The organism is Polycladomyces subterraneus, assembly GCF_030433435.1.
GTDB lineage: Bacteria > Bacillota > Bacilli > Thermoactinomycetales > JIR-001 > Polycladomyces > Polycladomyces subterraneus.
Genome location: NZ_JANRHH010000011.1, coordinates 18,257 through 37,007, shown reverse-complemented (window position 1 = coordinate 37,007; position 18,751 = coordinate 18,257). Strand labels below are relative to the sequence as shown.

14 protein-coding genes, 1 tRNA gene, 1 pseudogene and 1 other annotated feature are annotated in these 18,751 nt (G+C 53.4%); of the genes and pseudogenes, 13 read left to right on the top strand and 3 right to left on the bottom strand.

The window, feature by feature from the left end:
- The first annotated feature begins 425 nt into the window (after positions 1-425).
- From dnaA to gyrA, 7 genes are all read left to right on the top strand, one after another.
- Positions 426-1,775: a chromosomal replication initiator protein DnaA gene (dnaA, locus tag NWF35_RS01195; protein ID WP_301237274.1), complete on the top strand. Its 1,350-nt coding sequence runs from the start codon at positions 426-428 to the stop codon at positions 1,773-1,775.
- Positions 1,776-2,113: 338 nt separating this feature from the next.
- Complete coding sequence (gene dnaN, locus NWF35_RS01190; RefSeq protein ID WP_301237273.1) at positions 2,114-3,247, top strand: DNA polymerase III subunit beta; 1,134 nt, start codon at positions 2,114-2,116, stop codon at positions 3,245-3,247.
- A gap of 148 nt (positions 3,248-3,395) precedes the next feature.
- Positions 3,396-3,641 (top strand): S4 domain-containing protein YaaA, encoded by a 246-nt coding sequence (gene yaaA, locus NWF35_RS01185; RefSeq protein ID WP_435873802.1) that lies wholly within the window; start codon positions 3,396-3,398, stop codon positions 3,639-3,641.
- Between the two features lie 14 nt (positions 3,642-3,655).
- A complete protein-coding gene (gene recF, locus NWF35_RS01180) occupies positions 3,656-4,771 on the top strand; it encodes a DNA replication/repair protein RecF (RefSeq protein ID WP_301237271.1) in 1,116 nt (371 codons plus the stop codon).
- A 6-nt stretch (positions 4,772-4,777) separates the two neighbouring features.
- Complete coding sequence (gene remB, locus NWF35_RS01175) at positions 4,778-5,041, top strand: extracellular matrix regulator RemB (RefSeq protein ID WP_301237270.1); 264 nt, start codon at positions 4,778-4,780, stop codon at positions 5,039-5,041.
- Positions 5,042-5,094: 53 nt separating this feature from the next.
- Entirely contained in the window at positions 5,095-7,008 is a 1,914-nt protein-coding gene (gene gyrB, locus NWF35_RS01170) for a DNA topoisomerase (ATP-hydrolyzing) subunit B (protein WP_301237336.1), read from the top strand.
- Positions 7,009-7,036: 28 nt separating this feature from the next.
- Positions 7,037-9,487 carry a DNA gyrase subunit A gene (gene gyrA / locus NWF35_RS01165; RefSeq protein WP_301237269.1) on the top strand — a complete coding sequence of 817 codons (2,451 nt, stop codon included), beginning with the start codon at positions 7,037-7,039 and terminating at the stop codon, positions 9,485-9,487.
- A 51-nt stretch (positions 9,488-9,538) separates the two neighbouring features.
- On the opposite strand, the pseudogene NWF35_RS01160 reads toward gyrA, so the two are convergent.
- A pseudogene (locus NWF35_RS01160) lies at positions 9,539-10,079 on the bottom strand (YvbH-like oligomerization domain-containing protein).
- Between the two features lie 203 nt (positions 10,080-10,282).
- A complete protein-coding gene (locus NWF35_RS01155) occupies positions 10,283-11,320 on the bottom strand; it encodes a YaaC family protein (RefSeq protein WP_301237268.1) in 1,038 nt (345 codons plus the stop codon).
- A 192-nt stretch (positions 11,321-11,512) separates the two neighbouring features.
- On the opposite strand from NWF35_RS01155, the gene guaB reads away from it, so the two are divergent.
- The 6 genes from guaB to NWF35_RS01125 all read left to right on the top strand — a co-directional run bounded on the left by guaB (position 11,513) and on the right by NWF35_RS01125 (position 18,221).
- Complete coding sequence (guaB, locus tag NWF35_RS01150) at positions 11,513-12,970, top strand: IMP dehydrogenase (RefSeq protein ID WP_301237267.1); 1,458 nt, start codon at positions 11,513-11,515, stop codon at positions 12,968-12,970.
- A 291-nt stretch (positions 12,971-13,261) separates the two neighbouring features.
- Positions 13,262-14,506 (top strand): D-alanyl-D-alanine carboxypeptidase family protein, encoded by a 1,245-nt coding sequence (locus tag NWF35_RS01145; protein ID WP_301237266.1) that lies wholly within the window; start codon positions 13,262-13,264, stop codon positions 14,504-14,506.
- 226 nt (positions 14,507-14,732) lie between these two features.
- Positions 14,733-15,629, top strand: a complete 897-nt coding sequence (pdxS, locus tag NWF35_RS01140) for a pyridoxal 5'-phosphate synthase lyase subunit PdxS (protein ID WP_301237265.1) — start codon at positions 14,733-14,735, stop codon at positions 15,627-15,629.
- 16 nt (positions 15,630-15,645) lie between these two features.
- Positions 15,646-16,233 (top strand): pyridoxal 5'-phosphate synthase glutaminase subunit PdxT, encoded by a 588-nt coding sequence (pdxT, locus tag NWF35_RS01135; protein ID WP_301237264.1) that lies wholly within the window; start codon positions 15,646-15,648, stop codon positions 16,231-16,233.
- A gap of 119 nt (positions 16,234-16,352) precedes the next feature.
- Positions 16,353-16,605 (top strand) — a binding site (T-box leader).
- Between the two features lie 44 nt (positions 16,606-16,649).
- The gene (gene serS, locus NWF35_RS01130) at positions 16,650-17,936 is read left to right on the top strand and encodes a serine--tRNA ligase (RefSeq protein ID WP_301237263.1); all 1,287 of its coding nucleotides are present in this window, start codon (positions 16,650-16,652) and stop codon (positions 17,934-17,936) included.
- 195 nt (positions 17,937-18,131) lie between these two features.
- Positions 18,132-18,221: transfer RNA gene (locus NWF35_RS01125), tRNA-Ser, on the top strand.
- Positions 18,222-18,485: 264 nt separating this feature from the next.
- Here the strand turns inward: NWF35_RS01125 and NWF35_RS01120 are convergent.
- Positions 18,486-18,638, bottom strand: coding sequence for a DUF1540 domain-containing protein (locus tag NWF35_RS01120; RefSeq protein WP_301237262.1), 153 nt, complete (start codon positions 18,636-18,638; stop codon positions 18,486-18,488).
- Positions 18,639-18,751 lie beyond the last annotated feature (113 nt).

The following is an 18,751-nucleotide window of genomic DNA, read 5'->3' as shown; positions in this document are numbered from 1 at the left end:
GACACCCCCCTTGTTATTCACATGTGGACAACTTTCTTCGAAACCGATCCTCCATTGTGGATAACTCTTCCTCCCCCCGATACGAAGTTATCCACCGTTCACCCCTGGGTTATCCACAAATCCACTCCTGTGGATAACTGTTGTCCACATCCCTGTGGATTGTGGATATCTCATCCCCACTCCATTGTCATTACTGGGATCTTTTGATATCATATTGATGTTTTCCACAGTGGATAACTCCTGCTCTCACTCCTCTTATCCACAAGTTGTGGATAACTCTGTGGGTGTTTATCCACAGGTGTGGAAAAAGTTATCCACAGGTTGTGGATACTGTGGGTAACTCTCTTTTTTTGTTGTTATGAGCGCGCAAACCGTTTCTCATTTTTGTGGATAAACCTGTGGACAGTGTCGGAAGGGGGGAGAAGATGGAAACGCATTATCAACAGCTATGGGATCGTGCTTTGCAGTACATCCAGGAGAAGCTGAGCAAACCCAGTTATGAAACATGGTTGAAATCCACAGAGGCAGTGGATTACCGGGATCAGACGCTGATCATCGCGGCGCCAAACGAATTTGCCCGCGACTGGTTGGAATCCCGCTACTCCAATTTGGTGCGGGAAACCTTGCGGGAAGTAACGGGGTCGGTGATCGGCGTACAGTTCGTCACACACTCGTCGAAAGCAAATGACAACACTGATACGGTCTCGCCGACGAACGAGCCGGGGGAAATGGACGAATCACCCAAGACCATGCTCAATCCCCGGTATACGTTCGACACATTCGTGATCGGCTCGGGTAACCGGTTCGCACACGCGGCTTCGCTTGCGGTGGCAGAAGCACCCGCCAAAGCGTACAATCCCCTGTTTATCTACGGTGGCGTCGGGTTGGGCAAAACACACCTGATGCACGCAATCGGGCATTATGTATTGAGTCATAATCCGGGCAGCAGTGTGGTGTATCTGTCATCTGAGAAATTCACCAACGAATTCATCAATTCGATCCGAGACAACAAAACGGTGGATTTTCGGAACAAATACCGCAATGTTGACGTGTTGTTGATCGACGACATCCAATTTCTCGCAGGCAAGGAACAGACACAGGAAGAGTTTTTTCACACGTTCAATGCGTTGCATGAGGAAAGCAAACAGATCGTCATCTCCAGCGATCGGCCGCCCAAGGAGATTCCCACATTGGAAGATCGGCTCCGTTCCCGGTTTGAATGGGGACTGATTACGGACATCCAACCTCCCGATCTGGAGACGCGAATCGCTATTCTGCGCAAAAAAGCGATTGCAGACAATCTCAACATTCCCAATGAAGTGTTGATTTTCATCGCTAACCGCGTCGATACCAACATTCGGGAGCTGGAAGGGGCACTGATCCGTGTCGTCGCATACTCCGCGCTGATGAGCAAACCGATTACAGCCGAACTGGCGGAGGAAGCGCTCAAGGATTTGGTCACTCAATCCGGACCGCGAGCGATCACAATTAAGGACATTCAACAAGTGGTCAGCGACTATTACAGGTTGGATCTGGAGGATCTCAAAGGAAAAAAACGGACGAAAAGTGTCGCATTCCCCCGACAGATCGCTATGTACCTATCCAGGGAAATGACCGATTATTCCCTGCCGAAAATCGGGGAAGAGTTCGGTGGAAGGGATCATACAACAGTGATTCACGCTCATGAAAAAATCGCCAAGATCGTCGAAAACGATCCCCATCTGCAACAGGCGATCGAAGAGTTGAAAAGCCGTATCCGTCAGCGGACGACCTAGTGATTCACAAGTTATTCACAGAAAAACTGTGGATCACTTTTCTTTTCAGGGCTGTGGATGATTGTGGATAACCATAGGTGTTTATCCCCAGCTTGTACACACATTATCCACATCCAAATACGCTGTCACATCTGGGTTTACGCCACTTATACACATTATCCACAGGCCCTACTACTAGTGCTTCTGCTTTTTTATTAATCCAATATAGAAATAGAACAGGAACCGCCCAAAAACATCCTCGCCGTATTCACCGACCACTCCTTTGAGATACGCCAACAAACCAGGTGATCCCCAACATATCCACATCAGCAGAGGAGAAACCAAAAAGGAGGATTCCCATGAATTTTCGCGTACAACGCGCGGCATTGGTGGAAGCCGTGTCCCAAGTGTCCAAAGCGGTATCGCAAAAAACGACGATCCCCATATTGACAGGGATCAAAGTCTCGGCTGACGACACAGGCTTGACGTTGACCGGGATGAACTCCGATCTGACGATTCAAGTGCGAATTCCCCACCGAGTAGATGATAAGGAACAAGTAAATGTGGAAAGAATAGGAAATATCGTCTTACCCGGACGCATTTTGGGAGATATCGTACGCAAATTGCCGGGTGATGAAGTGGAGTGGACGGTAGACCGTCTGATCACCACGATTCGTTCGGGTCAGGCCCAGTTCCAGCTGAACGGGCTGGATGCTGAGGAATACCCGCGTCTGCCACAACTGGAGGAACATCAAACTTTCAGCATGCAGGCGGATCTGTTAAAATCGATGATCCGGCAAACCGGTTTTGCCGTTTCCACACAAGAGGCGCGGGGCGTGCTGACAGGGGTGTTGTGTCAGCTGAAAAATGGCCGCCTCATTTTCGTCGCCACCGACAGTCACCGACTCTCCCGCCGGGAAGCCGAGGTGGAAGCTGATCCGGAACTGGATTTGCACAATGTCGTCATCCCTGGCAAGAGCTTGTCAGAGCTGGCCAAGATTTTGGCGGATCAGGACGGTTGGGTGGACGTGGTCGTTGCCGACAACCAAATCCTGGTCAAAGCGGACAACCTGCTGTTCTTCTCCCGACTGCTGGAAGGGAATTATCCGGACACCAACCGTGTCATTCCCCAAGGCGGTATCTCGGAGATGGTCACTTCCACCCGCGAAATGCTGGAATCAGTGGAGCGTGCCTCATTAATTAGTCGGGATGGACGTGACAATGTGATAAAATGGACTGTGAAAGCCGAAGGGCATGTGGAAGTCACTTCGGCCGCACAGGATGTCGGTGTGGCGACAGAAGAGGTTCCCGCCAAGGTAAGCGGCGAAGAACTGACCATTTCGTTTAACGCCCGATATATGATGGAGGCGCTTCGGGCCGTGGACAGCGAAGAGATCCGCATCACCTTTACGGGAACGATGACACCGTTCGTCATCCAACCGGCCGACCGTGAGGATGCCCTCCATTTGATTGTCCCGATCCGCACGCGTTAGTGTATGTTTGGTCTAACCATGAGTCGGTGACGTTTTCCCAGGCGGGCGAAGACCGAAGTCCGCCTGAGCGAAGAATTGAAAAGCGGTAATGTGGAGGTCGCGGGCAAAATCCTGTAAGTGAATCTACTATGCCCGCGTCCTGTACTTGATGAAAAGAAGGAGTTGGAGTGAAGACCCCGTGCAAATCGTCAAGATCGACACCCCCTATATCACGCTTGGCCAATTGCTCAAAGTGCTGGATGTGATCCAGACTGGCGGGCAGGCCAAATGGTTTCTCGCTGAACACGTCGTGAAAGTGAACGGCGAAGAGGAGGAACGCCGCGGACGCAAAATTTATCCACAGGACATTGTGGAGATTGACGGGTTGGAGCCAGTGCGCGTGGTGGCGGACTGACGGGAGGGACCGTTTTGCGCGTACAACGTTTGGAACTGCGCCATTATCGTAACATCGACCACCTCGACTTGACGTGTCCGGGGGAACTCCACCTCTTCATCGGTCCCAACGCACAGGGGAAAACCAACATCTTGGAATCCCTTTACGTACTGGCCTTGGGCAAGTCGCACCGCGCGCGTTCCCACAAGGAATTGATCCAGTGGGGGCAATCGTTTGCCCAACTGAATGCGCACGTCATGCGCGGTGAAGGAATGCAGCGGCTGGAAATTCGCTTGACGGAACAGGGGAAAAAGGTGAGTCGAAACGGGGTGGAGCAGCGCCGGCTGTCCGAGTACATCGGTACATTGACAGCAGTGCTGTTTGCACCGGAAGATTTGGCGTTGGTCAAAGGAAGCCCGCAGGTCCGCCGCCGGTTTTTGGACATGGAAATCGGCCAGGTCAGCCCCGCCTATGTTCATCACCTGTCGCAATACAACAAATTGATGGTCCAGCGGAACCATCTGCTTAAAGAATTGTTCCGCAACCGACGTCAACTCCCGCTGTTGGAAGTGTTGGACCATCAGCTCGCACAAGCTGCTGCCGTCATATGGAAGAAGCGGGCCACGTTCATCGGGCGGTTGGCCGTTTGGGCTGAAGAGATTCACCAGGCCATCACCCAAGGACAGGAACGGCTGCAACTCCGGTATTGTCCCTCCATTCCCGTCGAGTCTGAAGAGGAGGAACCCATGCTGGCCGAACGTTTGGTTCGTCAGTTGGAAAAGGTGCGTGAAAAAGAAATCGCCAGAGGCAGCACATCGATCGGACCGCATCGGGACGATCTGCAACTTGCGGTCGGTGAAACGGACCTTCATACATATGGTTCACAAGGACAACAGCGAACGGCCGCGCTTTCGCTCAAACTGGCGGAGATTGAACTGATTCGACAGGAAACTGGTCATTATCCCATTCTTCTTTTGGATGATGTCCTGTCCGAATTGGACGATAACCGCAAAACGCACCTGTTGGAGGCGATCCGTGGAAAGGTACAGACATTTGTCACCGCGACGGGTTTGGAAGGAATCGGTTCCGACACGTTGGCACGGGCGCAAGTGTACGCGGTCAAGCAGGGGACCCTTTCCGAATGGAGGTGATTCGGGTTGTATATTCACTTGGGTGGCAACAAGATGATTCGTTCCACCGAGGTGGTGGTCATATTAGATGCGGGAACGCGCCGAGCACCCCATTCGCTTACGCCATTTTTGGAGGCGGCACAGGCAAGTGGGCGAATGGAAACCATTTCGCATGAAGAGGTCAAATCCTACGTGGTGACGAAAGAGGCGATCTATCCGTCGCCGATCTCATCGACCACGCTGATGAAACGGGCACAACCGCCCCGAAACGGTTCTCATCGATCAACTTGAATTTTTCGCAAACCGACGGCAAGTTTTCACATAGGAGAGAGTAGGTGAAGTTGGTGTCAGCACAAAAAACCAACTATGACGAGACACAGATTCAGGTACTTGAAGGCTTGGAAGCCGTTCGCAAACGTCCGGGTATGTACATTGGCTCCACCAGCAGCCGTGGGTTGCATCACCTGGTGTGGGAAGTGGTGGACAACAGTATCGACGAAGCGTTGGCCGGACGATGCGATACGATCGAAGTGACGGTGAACGAAGACAACAGCGTCACCGTGGATGACAACGGCAGCGGGATCCCGGTCGGGATCCATCCCAAAATGGGAAGACCGGCGGTGGAAGTGGTGATGACCGTCTTGCACGCCGGCGGCAAATTCGGCGGCGATGGGTACAAAATCTCCGGCGGATTGCACGGGGTGGGTGTTTCTGTCGTCAACGCCTTGTCTGAATGGCTGGAAGTGATCGTCAAACGGGACGGCAAAGTGCACCGACAGCGTTACCGCCGCGGTGTGCCGGAATTCGACCTGGAGGTCATCGGAGAAACCAATGAAACCGGAACCCGCATCACGTTCAAACCCGATCCGGAAATCTTCACCGAGACCACCGTCTATGATTACGACATTCTGCAGAAACGGTTGCGCGAGCTGGCGTTTTTGAACCGCGGCGTAAAGATCACCCTGCGGGATGAACGAGGAGAGGGCAAGGTCGAGACGTTTAAATACGACGGGGGGATCATTCAGTTTGTCGAGCATTTGAACCGCAACCGGGAAGTGTTGCATCAACCTCCGATTTACATCGAAGGTCAAAAGGAAGGCCTCGAGGTGCAGATCGCCCTGCAATACAACGATTCCTATGCATCCAACATCTATTCGTTTGCCAACAACATTCACACGCATGAGGGCGGAACGCACGAGGCCGGTTTCAAATCGGCGCTCACTCGCGTGATCAACGATTACGCCCGGCGGAACAATCTGCTCAAAGACAACGACAGCAACCTGACCGGGGATGACGTGCGCGAAGGCCTGACCGCCATCGTCAGCGTAAAAATCCCCGATCCGCAATTTGAGGGACAAACCAAAACCAAACTGGGCAACAGCGAAGCTCGGACAATAACGGAAACCCTGTTTGCTGAGCATTTCGGGATGTATCTGGATGAGCACCCGGCCGAAGCGAAAAAGATCATCAACAAAGCGGTGATGGCCGCCCGAGCACGGGAAGCCGCCCGGAAGGCGCGCGAGTTGACCCGGCGCAAAAATGCGTTGGAAGTGAGTTCCCTGCCGGGGAAACTGGCCGATTGCACGTCTCGGGACGCTTCCATCAGCGAGTTGTATCTGGTAGAGGGGGATTCCGCAGGCGGTACCGCCAAGCAAGGACGCGACCGCATGTTCCAAGCGATTTTGCCTTTGCGCGGGAAAATCCTCAACGTGGAAAAGGCGCGCCTCGATAAAGCCTTGTCCAACGAAGAAATCCGTACGATCATCACGGCGTTGGGCACGGGCATCGGCGAGGATTTTCAGTTGGAGAAGGCACGGTATCACAAGATCATCATCATGACGGACGCCGACGTGGACGGAGCGCACATCCGTACCCTGCTCTTGACATTCTTCTATCGCTACATGCGACCGCTCATCGAGGCGGGCTACGTTTATATCGCTCAGCCGCCCCTGTACAAAATCACACAGGGCAAAACGATTCGCTATGCCTACAACGACCGGGAAAAAGAGCAAGTGGTTCGTGAGATGGAAGGCAAGGGCAAAATCGAAATTCAACGGTACAAAGGGTTGGGTGAAATGAATGCCACCCAGCTTTGGGAGACGACAATGGACCCCGAAAGCCGTACCCTGCTCAAAGTGTCGCTGGAAGATGCGATGGATGCGGATACGGTCTTTGAAACGCTGATGGGGGACAAAGTAGAGCCGCGCCGCGAATTCATCCAGGAATACGCCAAACAGGTGCGCAACCTGGATATCTGATGCGGCTTGAATCGGAGGGAATAGAGATATGCCTGAGGGAACCGAGCGCATACACGAAGTGAATATTAGCCAGGAGATGCGCAACTCGTTTTTGGACTATGCGATGAGCGTCATCGTCAGCCGGGCCCTGCCGGACGTCCGGGACGGATTAAAGCCGGTGCACCGCCGGATTCTCTATACCATGTTTGACTTGGGTATGACGCCGGATAAACCGTACAAAAAATCGTCCCGCGTCGTCGGGAACGTAACTGCTCAGTTCCACCCGCACGGCGATGCGGCCGTGTACGACGCGATGGTTCGGATGGCACAGGATTTCTCCTACCGCTACATGCTGGTGGACGGTCACGGTAACTTCGGTTCCGTTGACGGGGACGCGCCCGCCGCGATGCGGTACACCGAAGCCCGGATGGCGCCGATCACCTTGGAGTTGCTGAGGGACATCCACAAAGACACGATCGACTTCGGTCCCAACTATGACGGTCAACAGGAAGAACCGCTGGTGTTGCCCGCCCGTTTTCCCAACCTGCTGGTCAACGGGGCATCGGGCATCGCCGTCGGGATGGCCACCAACATCCCCCCACACAACCTGCGGGAAGCGATTGACGGCTTAATCCTGATGATCGACAACCCCGATGTGGCGATCGATGATTTGATGAAAAAGATCAAAGGACCGGACTTTCCCACCGGCGGTATCATCATGGGCAAGGACGGCATCAAGAAGGCATACCGAACCGGCCGGGGCAGCATCCAGATCCGGGCCAAAACGCGGATCGAGGAAGCCAACAACGGCAAGATGCGCATCGTGGTTGAAGAGTTGCCGTATCAGGTGAACAAGGCGAAATTGGTGGAGAAAATCGCCGAGCTGGTGCGGGACAAAAAGATCGAAGGCATCACCGACCTGCGCGATGAATCAGACCGCAACGGCATGCGTGTCGTCATCGAATTGCGCCGGGATGTCAACCCGCAAATCATCTTGAACAACTTGTTCAAACACACGGCCTTGCAAACCAGCTTCGGTGTGATCATGCTGGCCTTGGTGGACGGCCAGCCGCGAATTCTCAATCTGAAGCAGCTGCTCCATCACTATCTGGAGCATCAGATTGAGGTGATCCGTCGCCGTACAGCGTACGATCTGCGCAAAGCGGAAGAGCGGGCCCATATCCTCGAAGGGTTGCGCATCGCGCTGGATCACATCGATGAAGTAATCGCCCTGATTCGCGGCTCGCGTACCGCGCAGGAAGCGCGCGACGGGCTGATGGGACGATTCGGTTTGTCCGAGAAGCAGGCACAGGCGATCCTGGACATGCGCCTGCAACGTTTGACCGGATTAGAGCGGGAGAAAATCGAAGACGAGTACCAAGAACTGCAAAAATTGATCGCCCACTTACGCGACATCTTGTCCAGCGAAGACAAAATTCGCGGAGTGGTACGCGAGGAATTGCTGGAAATCCGTGAGAAATACGGGGACGACCGGCGGACGCGGATTCGTGCCAAAGCGGACGAGATCGATGAAGAAGACCTGATTCCGGAAGAAGAGGTGGCAATCCTGCTCACTCATCGCGGGTATATCAAACGGATGCCGCTATCCACCTACCGAGCGCAAAAGCGTGGCGGGCGCGGCATCACTGGCATGGGCACGCGGGAGGACGACTTTGTCCAACACCTGTTCGTCACTCATTCACACAACCAACTCTTGTTCTTCTCCAACAAGGGGAAAGTCTATCGGCTCAAAGCGTATGAAGTGCCGGAGCTGGGGCGGACGGCTCGGGGAACGCCGATCATCAACCTGATCCAGATCGATCAGGATGAATACATCCATGCGGTCATCCCGGTCAAGGAGTTCGCTCAAGACAAATTCCTCTTCTTTGCCACCCGGCACGGTGTCGTGAAAAAGACGGCATTGCAGGAGTTTGAGAACATACGGCGAAACGGCTTGTTCGCCATTAACTTACGTGAAGGTGACGAGTTGGTCGGCGTACACCTGACCGATGGCAACCAGGAAGTCGTGCTGGGAACCAAGCATGGTATGGCCATCCGCTTCCCCGAACAAGAAGTCAGGGAAATGGGCCGGGCGGCCACCGGAGTGAAAGGGATCACCCTGGCCGAGGGGGACGAAGTGATCGATATGGATATCGCCACGGATGGATTGGACGTGATGATCGTCACTTCCAAAGGGTATGGCAAACGGACTCCTCTGGAGGAATATCGCGTACAATCCCGTGGCGGCAAAGGGATCAAGACGCTCAGCCTGAACAAGCGGAAGGGATTTGTCATCGGACACAAAGTGGTATCGCCGGAAGAGGATCTCATGATCGTCACCACCGGTGGTGTCGTGAACCGGCAGAAAATCGCGGGTATCTCCACACAGGGACGATATGCTCAGGGCGTTAAGCTGATTCACCTGAAAGAGGGCGAGGAAGTGGCCACCGTTGCACCGGTTCACAAGGAAGAGGAAAACGGAGAAGAGACGAGTGAGTAGAACAAACGTGGCCTCCCATCAAAGGGAGGCCTCCTTTTTGTTGACATCAGGTTAGTTATTGATATAGCGCTCAAAGACAAAACCGAAATCCTTGATGCGATATTGCTTGGTGGTGTCCACCAGCCATTGGAAGGAAGCCTGGTTCAACGCTTTAAACTGATGGACCAATCCGCTTTCCGTGCTCGCCACCCGGCTCAGCGTTTGGGAAGCCAGCTCCAGGCTTTGTTTGGCGTAAGACAGCATCACTTCATTTTCGTGCGTGATTTCGGCGATTTTGATGAGCGCTTTGTACAAATCATTCAACTCTTCCAGATGCTTTTTATGTACGTCGATGGAGTAGTGCTGGGAACCGATGTGGAATTTGATTTCCACGTCTAAGTCTACCGTACCGGCGGTTTCAAGCACGACATTGGAGATTTTGTGCGTCACGTAATCATAGCGGCGGAGCACCCGTTTTTTGCTGGTCGCACTGGTACCGTGCGTCTTCATGCATCAAATAATCATCGGCGTCCACCTTGTCGTAATCCTTTGGATAGATCACGGACCCGATATCAGTCAATCCCAATACGTCGGCCGCCACTTTCCCAAACACGTTTTCCCAACCTTTCCTTTTAAGAAGGATCTTAAGATTTTTCGGTCTATACAACCTTGATTATAACATGAACGGAAAATATGGAAGAGAAAGAATTTTATACAGGTGTTGTTGGGGATGTATGGTTATGGCCTATCCAATCATCGACAACTTTTCGGATGGGTCTTCTTCGAGCGGGGGATTCCCACAAGTTATCCACAGAGTTATCCACAACCAGTGGAGGAATTGTGGAAACATCCGTTCCGGCCCCACAGGGCTTCCCATACCAACAGCGGCGTCTTGACTTGTACCAAAAGCAAAAACGAGCGAATTAACGCCGTCTCATCTGCCGTACCTTCGAGATTCATCTCCGCCCACAATGGTGTTTCATAGCGGCAGAGCATACTGAGCGCAAACAGAATCGCATAGTGGACCAACAGCTCGGGGAGGAGACCGCATACAGCGTTTTCCCCTGTATAGACGAAAGATTGACTCGCCAGGGAAGTGCGAAACCAGGGGTGAATCCCTTCCAACCGGATCGGTTTGTCAGGATCGGATTGCAGTTGAAAGAATACGCGGCCGTTGTCGACGGATAAGAGGGTGATTGTATGATTCCCCTCTGTCATTGGTCCGTTCAAGCGTCGAATCCAGCCGGCAGGCGTCAAATGCAATGCATCGAGCAATTTTTCGGAAACCGAATAGGAAAAAGGAGTTGTAACATCTTCTTCGTGACAGACGATCGGATAGAGCGTAGTGCGCCCATAAAGAAACTGGTACGTTTCCTGCAATTCCGGAATCAATCCCCACAATTCCTTCAGGAACAACACTTCGCCCTCCAGTCCCCATATCCCAAACAGGCCAAGCAAAAGTGGGAACAATCCCTCCTTTTGCACACGCACCTCTTCGTCCCGAAAGCGGAACAGGCTTTTTTTCCGTTTGCGTGTGGAGAGGCCATGCCGCAGGACAGATGTGTTTTGGGGATAATCAGGCGTCCGTGAAAGGATGAGCGCCTTCATCAAATGCATCATGCCATAGTAGGCAGGAAGTGGCTGAATCAGCGGGTCACATGTCCGTATGGAGTGGATGGTCTCCCGGCCCAGTTTGAGGTAATAGCGGAACGGTTGGGAACTGAGATATGCCGCCCTTTCTGCATTTTCTACTCCCTGTTCCCGATAGCGTTCAGTCAAAAAACGCTTGGCCGCCGGTTCGTTTTCCAACCGCAAAAACAGCGACCAGACGGCTTCCTCCGTCGGATGGATCACTGGGATACACCTCGAATGTCAGGGTTTCGTTAGTCTGCCCGGTTCGTGGAAAGCCATGCTTTATTTAGAAAATTCGACCTTGCACAACTCCATGAAAATCGCGGGTTTTGTCTTGACGGACCGATTAAGTGTTTGTTACACTTGCACAAACTATCATTCGGAAATAAACAAAAAAGGGGATCGGATGCACCCATGTGGGATGACAAATTTGCCAAGGAAGGTCTCACGTTTGACGACGTTTTGCTGATACCCAACAAGACGGACGTGTTGCCGCGCGACGTGGATGTTTCCACCAAGCTGACGGACAAGATCCGATTGAACATCCCGTTGATCAGCGCAGGCATGGATACGGTGACGGAAGCGCCGATGGCCATCGCGTTGGCCCGGCAAGGTGGTATCGGTATCATCCATAAAAACATGAAAATCGAGGAACAGGCAGAAGAAGTGGATCGCGTCAAGCGTTCCGAGAGCGGGGTCATCACCAATCCTTTTTATCTCCATCCCGATCACAAAGTGTATGAAGCGGAAGAATTGATGTCGAAATACCGGATTTCCGGTGTGCCGATTGTGGATGAAAAGCGGAAACTGGTAGGTATCATCACCAACCGGGATTTGCGATTCGTCCACGATTATTCCACGCCGATCAGCGAAGTGATGACCAAGGAAAATCTGGTCACGGCGCCGGTCGGCACCACGCTGAAAGAAGCGGAAGGCATCCTGCAAAAACACAAGATCGAAAAATTGCCCTTGGTGGACGAAAACGGTGTGCTCAAAGGGCTTATCACCATCAAAGATATTGAAAAAGCCACATTGTTCCCCAATGCCGCCAAGGATGATCAGGGCCGCTTATTAGCTGGTGCGGCGGTCGGTGTGTCGCAGGATACGTTTAAGCGGGCGGCGGCACTCGTGGAAGCGGAAGTGGACGTATTGGTGGTGGATACCGCGCATGGCCATTCCAAGGGTGTGCTGGAGACAGTGGCCAAATTGCGGGAGATGTTTCCCGATCTGGTCATCATCGCTGGAAATGTGGCGACAGCCGAGGGTACCCGTGACCTGATCGAGGCTGGTGCCAGCATTGTCAAAGTGGGGATCGGTCCCGGCTCGATCTGTACCACCCGCATCGTCGCGGGTATCGGCGTACCGCAGATCACGGCCATCTACGATTGTGCCACGGCGGCACGCGAATACGGTGTCCCGGTCATTGCCGACGGAGGGATCCGTTATTCCGGCGATATTGTCAAGGCGATCGCCGCAGGCGCGCATGCGGTCATGCTGGGCAGTCTGTTCGCCGGTTGCGAGGAATCCCCGGGTGAATCGGAGATTTACCAAGGGCGCCGGTTTAAGGTGTACCGTGGCATGGGTTCGCTCAGCGCGATGCAGGCGGGCAGCAAAGACCGCTACTTCCAGGAAAATGAACGCAAGCTGGTACCCGAAGGCATCGAAGGTCGCGTGCCATACAAAGGGCCGGTGGCCGACACGGTGTATCAACTGATCGGCGGACTTCGGGCCGGCATGGGTTATTGCGGGGTGAAAAATCTGGACGAACTGCGTGAAAACACACGGTTCATCCGGATCACCAATGCATCGTTGCGTGAAAGCCATCCCCACGACATCCAGATCACCAAAGAAGCACCCAACTACCATCTGTGAGATTCGGCGGGGAATCTTCCCTGCTCAGGTTATTGACAAAGTTCGCGGGTTCCGATTTCCCGTCACCGCTCCTCACTCGACGGAAATTCGGACCCGCTCCTCAAAAAAGAGGGTAGCCGTTTCCCCACAAGCGACCTTTGAGTGTTTACATTACAACGTCGACAGTATCAGCAGGGAAGATTCCCTGCTTTTTTCTTGTCTTTTTTCTGTCATTGATTCCGCACAATCACGAACGTAAAATGGAGATATGCTTGTGTTCAATTTTTCCAATTGTCGCCGGAGGTGACCCGTTTGCGTCGCTGGTTTCGGAGTGCTCCACAGAGAAAAATCGCCGCACTCCTACTGATCTTTTGTCTGCTTCCCTCTCTTGTACCGGCACAGGCTGCTTCAAAACCACCTCAGGTTCGCGCCGCTTCCTACATCGTGATGGAGTTCCAATCTGGCCGGGTGCTGGCGGAGAAAGAAGCAGATGTACCTCGTCCGCCGGCCAGCATGACCAAGATGATGGTGGAATACATCGTGATGGAAAAGGTTCGGCGAGGGGAACTTCATTGGGAGGATCAGGTAACGGTAAGCAAGCACGCCGCGGGTGTGAACGAAGCCCAAGTGAATTTGGTGCCGGGGGAAAAACGGACCGTATTGGAGCTGTTTACGGCCATGGCGGTCTATTCGGCCAACGATGCAACCGTTGCCTTGGCCGAAAAAATCGGCGGGAGCGAAGAAGCGTTTGTGGGATTGATGAATCGCAAGGCCCGGGAGTTAGGGATGTCTCATACGCATTTCCACAATGCAACGGGGTTGGACAATTATTTCTATGCTGATCCGCCCAACGTACCGGGTTCTCATGTGATGTCCGCACGTGACTGTGCTCTTTTGGCACGTCGGTTATTGAAAGATCATCCGGAAGTGACCAAGATCATTTCCCAGCCGCGTATTGTGTTTCGCAAAGGAGAACCACGCCAACAACGTCTGACTAACTGGAATCTCATGTTGCCGGGACTCAGGTTTTACTACCCGGGCGTGGATGGATTGAAAACAGGACATACTAGGAACGCGGGATATTGTTTCACCGGAACCGCCGTGAAAAATGGGATGAGGTTGATCACTGTTGTGATGGATACGCCTGCCGAAAGCACCCGATTCACGGTCACAAAGCAATTGTTGGATTACGGGTTCAGCCAATTCACCCTGAAGACGTTCCTCTCGGGTGGACAAGTGATACCGGGGTACGAGCGCGTGCCGGTAACGGACGGGGTGGTGCCCAAGATTCCGCTGGTGACGGATCGCCCTGTTGCTATTCCAATTGAAAAAGGACAAGAGAACCGGTACACGCTCCACGTGGATTACATAAAAAAACTGGAAGCACCGCTTCGTGCCGGAGAGGTAGTCGGCACACTGCGAATTTTGTATGATGGGAAAGAAATCAAGAATCTAGATCCCATTCCCGTCAGGGTTCTTCAGGATGTGGAAAAAGCTAGCTGGTGGGATTTGTTTTTCCGGAAAATCGGTGAGGAAGTCAGTGGCTGGTTTTCCTGATCCAGTACTTGGTGAAAGCCGATTTCCCGGTTGCAAATGGCCTTAGATAGTGATCTCTCCACGTGGGGAAGGGTTGATCATCACTCACCCCAGGGGTTGGTCTCTCACAGTTCCACGGTTATTTGGTATAATGAATGTGCTGAGTGTGGAAACACGATAAACGATCAAGCATACATGCATGGAATGGAGAACCCATCGGGATGCGGGAAGGGCAGGGAGAGAAGCAATGGCTGAGAAAAACGTGATCACAGGTACGGATCGTGTTAAACGCGGCATGGCCGAAATGCAAAAAGGCGGCGTCATCATGGACGTCGTCAACGCCGAACAGGCCAAAATCGCGGAAGCCGCCGGAGCGGTGGCCGTCATGGCGCTGGAGCGCGTCCCGGCCGATATTCGGGCCGCAGGTGGCGTGGCGCGGATGGCGGATCCGACCGTCATCGAAGAAGTGATGAACGCGGTGAGCATTCCGGTCATGGCCAAAGCTCGGATCGGACACTTCGTGGAGGCACGTCTGTTGGAAGCGCTGGGCGTGGACTACATCGACGAAAGTGAAGTGCTCACGCCGGCGGATGACGTGTACCATATCGATAAAACGCAATTTACCGTGCCATTCGTTTGCGGAGCGCGGGATTTGGGTGAAGCATTGCGCCGGATCGGTGAAGGTGCTTCGATGATCCGGACCAAAGGGGAACCCGGTACGGGTAATATCGTCGAAGCCGTCCGCCATATGCGGATGATGCAAAGCCAGATCCGCAAGGTGCAATCGATGTCCCGTGACGAGCTGATGGCGGAAGCTAAACAGCTGGGGGCACCGTATGAGCTGTTACTGCAAGTGCACGAAACCGGCCGCCTGCCGGTCGTCAACTTCGCAGCAGGCGGTGTGGCGACCCCGGCGGACGCGGCGTTGATGATGCACCTGGGTGCTGACGGCGTCTTTGTCGGATCGGGAATTTTTAAATCGGAGAATCCGGAAAAATATGCCCGTGCGATCGTGGAAGCGACGACGCACTACGAAGATTTCGAGCTGATCGCCCATCTTTCCAAAGGTTTGGGCGGCGCGATGCCGGGAATCGAAATTTCCCGCCTCGCCAAAGAAGACCGCATGCAGGAACGCGGCTGGTAATGGGAGGAATGGCACGATGAAAATTGGGGTGCTCGCTTTGCAGGGAGCCGTTCGTGAGCATCTGCGCCTGTTGGAGATGGCTGGCGCTGACGCGGTACCGGTGAAACGGGCTGAGCAGCTGACCGACCTGGACGGTTTGGTCATTCCGGGCGGGGAATCCACCACCATCAGCAAGCTGATGCACAAATACGACCTCGTGGAGCCGGTTAAGCGGATGGCCGAAGCAGGGAGACCGATGTTTGGTACCTGCGCCGGATTGATCCTGCTGGCCAAACGGATCGAAGGGACGGACACTCACCATTTGGGTTTGATGGACATCGCGGTTGAACGCAATGCATTCGGTCGTCAGCGTGAAAGTTTTGAAGCCGATCTGAACATTCGCGGGGTGGCCGATAACTTCCGTGCGGTGTTCATCCGGGCGCCGTACATCACACAAGTGGATGACGGAGTAGAAGTACTGTCCGAGATCGACGGGAAAATCGTGGCGGCCCGTCAGGGTCACCTGCTGGGTGCCGCATTCCATCCTGAGCTGACTGATGACGTACGGGTACACGCCTACTTCGTGGACATGGTGAAGGAATCCCTGCAAGTCCCGACGGTTTAAATCCGGGATGTTGGATGATAATAGGATAGAAAGTGATAGTGGTAGTGGTAGTGGATCCCATTTCCACGCACATAACCGGTACCAGCCGGATGTGCCACGACAAATGCATCTGACATAGGCCAAATGCGCTGATGAGAACGAGTACCTTCATGCTGTCGGTTACAGAGAGGCGGTGGGTGGTGCGAACCGTCCCGGCAGATGAAGGGAATCCCTCTCGGAGCAGGGCGTGAAAGCGCGGACCCGTCAAACGGTTCCGTGCCCGAAACGCTTCCGTCAGGCGGAACGTTACTCCGTCGGAGAGCGGGCCGAAACGGTGGGAAACCATCCTTTTCGGTCAACAAGGGTGGCAACGCGGAACCTTCCGTCCCTTCGGTGGCGGGAGGTTTTTTATTTTTGGATTGGGAGGTTGATCGTGTATGCTGGACATGAAACTGTTGCGCAATCAGTTTGATGAAGTGAAAGCCAGGCTGCAACATCGGGGAGAAGATATCAGCGGGCTTGATTCCTTTCAGCAACTGGACGAAAAGCGAAGGGAACTCCTGCGACAAACCGAGCAGTTGAAAAACCAGCGCAACACGGTTTCCCGGGAAATCGCCCAAAAGAAAAAAGCAGGAGAAGATGCCACCGCCGAGATTGAGAACATGAGGCGGGTAGGTGACGAGATCAAACGGTTAGATGAGGAACTGCGCCAAGTCGAAGCGGAATTGCAGGACATCCTGTTGACAATCCCCAACCTGCCACACGAAAGTGTGCCGGTAGGGGACAGCGAGGAAGATAATGTCCCCGTCCGCCATTGGGGAGAACTACCCCAGTTTGATTTTGAACCGAAACCGCATTGGGAGATTGCACAAGCGTTGGACATCTTGGACTTTGAGCGTGCGAGCAAAGTGGTCGGTTCTCGCTTTGTCTTTTACAAAGGGGCAGGTGCCCGGCTGGAACGGGCCCTGATCAACTTCATGCTGGATCTGCACACCGAACAACACGGATACGTGGAGATGATACCGCCATATATGGTGAACAGGGACAGCATGACCGGTACGGGTCAATTGCCCAAATTTGAAGAAGACGCATTCGGCGTACGGGATACGGATTACTTCCTCATTCCTACGGCCGAGGTGCCGGTTACCAATTTTCACGCCGGGGAAATCCTGTCGGAAGAGGAGCTGCCGATCCGGTATGCGGCGATCAGTGCCTGCTTCCGTTCGGAGGCCGGTTCCGCCGGACGGGATACCCGCGGATTGATTCGCCTGCATCAGTTCAATAAAGTGGAATTGGTGAAATTCGTCCGCCCAGAGGATTCCTATCAGGAGCTGGAGAAATTGGTGGCGGATGCGGAAAAAGTCTTGCAACTGCTGGAGCTACCCTACCGCGTATTAAATATGTGCACGGCCGATCTGGGATTCACCGCGGCCAAAAAATACGATTTGGAAGTCTGGTTGCCCAGCTCGGGAACCTACAGGGAGATTTCCTCGTGCAGTAACTTTGAGGATTTTCAGGCTCGTCGAGCCAACATCCGCTTTCGCCGCAACCCGAAAAGCAAGCCGGAATTCGTCCACACCCTGAACGGTTCGGGGTTGGCCCTCGGGCGGACGGTGGCGGCCATTTTGGAAAATCATCAGCAGGCTGACGGTAGCGTGCGGATTCCAAAAGTGCTCCAACCCTACATGGGTGGAATGGAATTCATCCGTCCGGCCGGAAAGTAATGGAAGGAAAGCACAGGTGGATGGCCATGATGGGGACCGTTTTCCCGGTGGTATTCCCTGACATACCTCAACGGGGAAACAGGTCCCTTCCCTTCCTAACAACTTCCTGTATTCGTGAACTACCGCTGTAGTGTTACTCTACCCTTGACAATTTGGCGTGTTTGAGTATAATGACATCATGTCTCCGTCTATTATGGAGAGGTGGTCGAGTGGTTTAAGGCAGCGGTCTTGAAAACCGCCGAGGGCTTACGCCCTCCGTGGGTTCGAATCCCACCCTCTCCGCCAAAGGATAGAAGCCGTTCTGCATGGTCAGGACGGCTTCTTTTTTTATTTGGAGGGAAATAATCTCACGGTTGACTCCATGAGACAACCACTGAAAGAACCATGTCGATTAGGGATAAATTCCCCCAAATATACCAATAGGAGCAGGAAAACTTTTCGGATACACAAGCCCAAGCGGATACAACAAATCCAAGCAATTCATGGGGATGGAACGTTTCGAATCTGATACGGAGCCGTCATCAAGACGGCTCCTTTTTTTCTTCAGGTTCATTTCGGCTTAAACGTGTGACAATCCGTTTCTTCGGAGTTTGCTGCTTTTTCCCCGTGATGGCTGACGACATAGATCCGATCGGCAGTACATTTGTTGCCTTCGCCCCAGAAAGTGCAATTATTGACTTCGCACAGTACGTCTCGCGCCATGCTTGTCACCCCTTTGCTTGGAGGTTATGGTTATTTTTCACGATCCGGTCGTAAATATGAAGGTGAATTCAGGGAGCATTTCCGAAACTCGGTGTCGAGGGTGCACCCGGATG

Coding starts and splice junctions, on each gene's coding strand:
- dnaA (WP_301237274.1), top strand. CDS start 426: ATGGAAACGCATTATCAACAGCTATGGGATCGTGCTTTGCAGTACATC.
- gyrA (WP_301237269.1), top strand. CDS start 7,037: ATGCCTGAGGGAACCGAGCGCATACACGAAGTGAATATTAGCCAGGAG.
- yaaA (WP_435873802.1), top strand. CDS start 3,396: ATGAAAAGAAGGAGTTGGAGTGAAGACCCCGTGCAAATCGTCAAGATC.
- pdxS (WP_301237265.1), top strand. CDS start 14,733: ATGGCTGAGAAAAACGTGATCACAGGTACGGATCGTGTTAAACGCGGC.
- dnaN (WP_301237273.1), top strand. CDS start 2,114: ATGAATTTTCGCGTACAACGCGCGGCATTGGTGGAAGCCGTGTCCCAA.
- serS (WP_301237263.1), top strand. CDS start 16,650: ATGCTGGACATGAAACTGTTGCGCAATCAGTTTGATGAAGTGAAAGCC.
- NWF35_RS01120 (WP_301237262.1), bottom strand. CDS start 18,638: ATGGCGCGAGACGTACTGTGCGAAGTCAATAATTGCACTTTCTGGGGC.
- pdxT (WP_301237264.1), top strand. CDS start 15,646: ATGAAAATTGGGGTGCTCGCTTTGCAGGGAGCCGTTCGTGAGCATCTG.
- guaB (WP_301237267.1), top strand. CDS start 11,513: ATGTGGGATGACAAATTTGCCAAGGAAGGTCTCACGTTTGACGACGTT.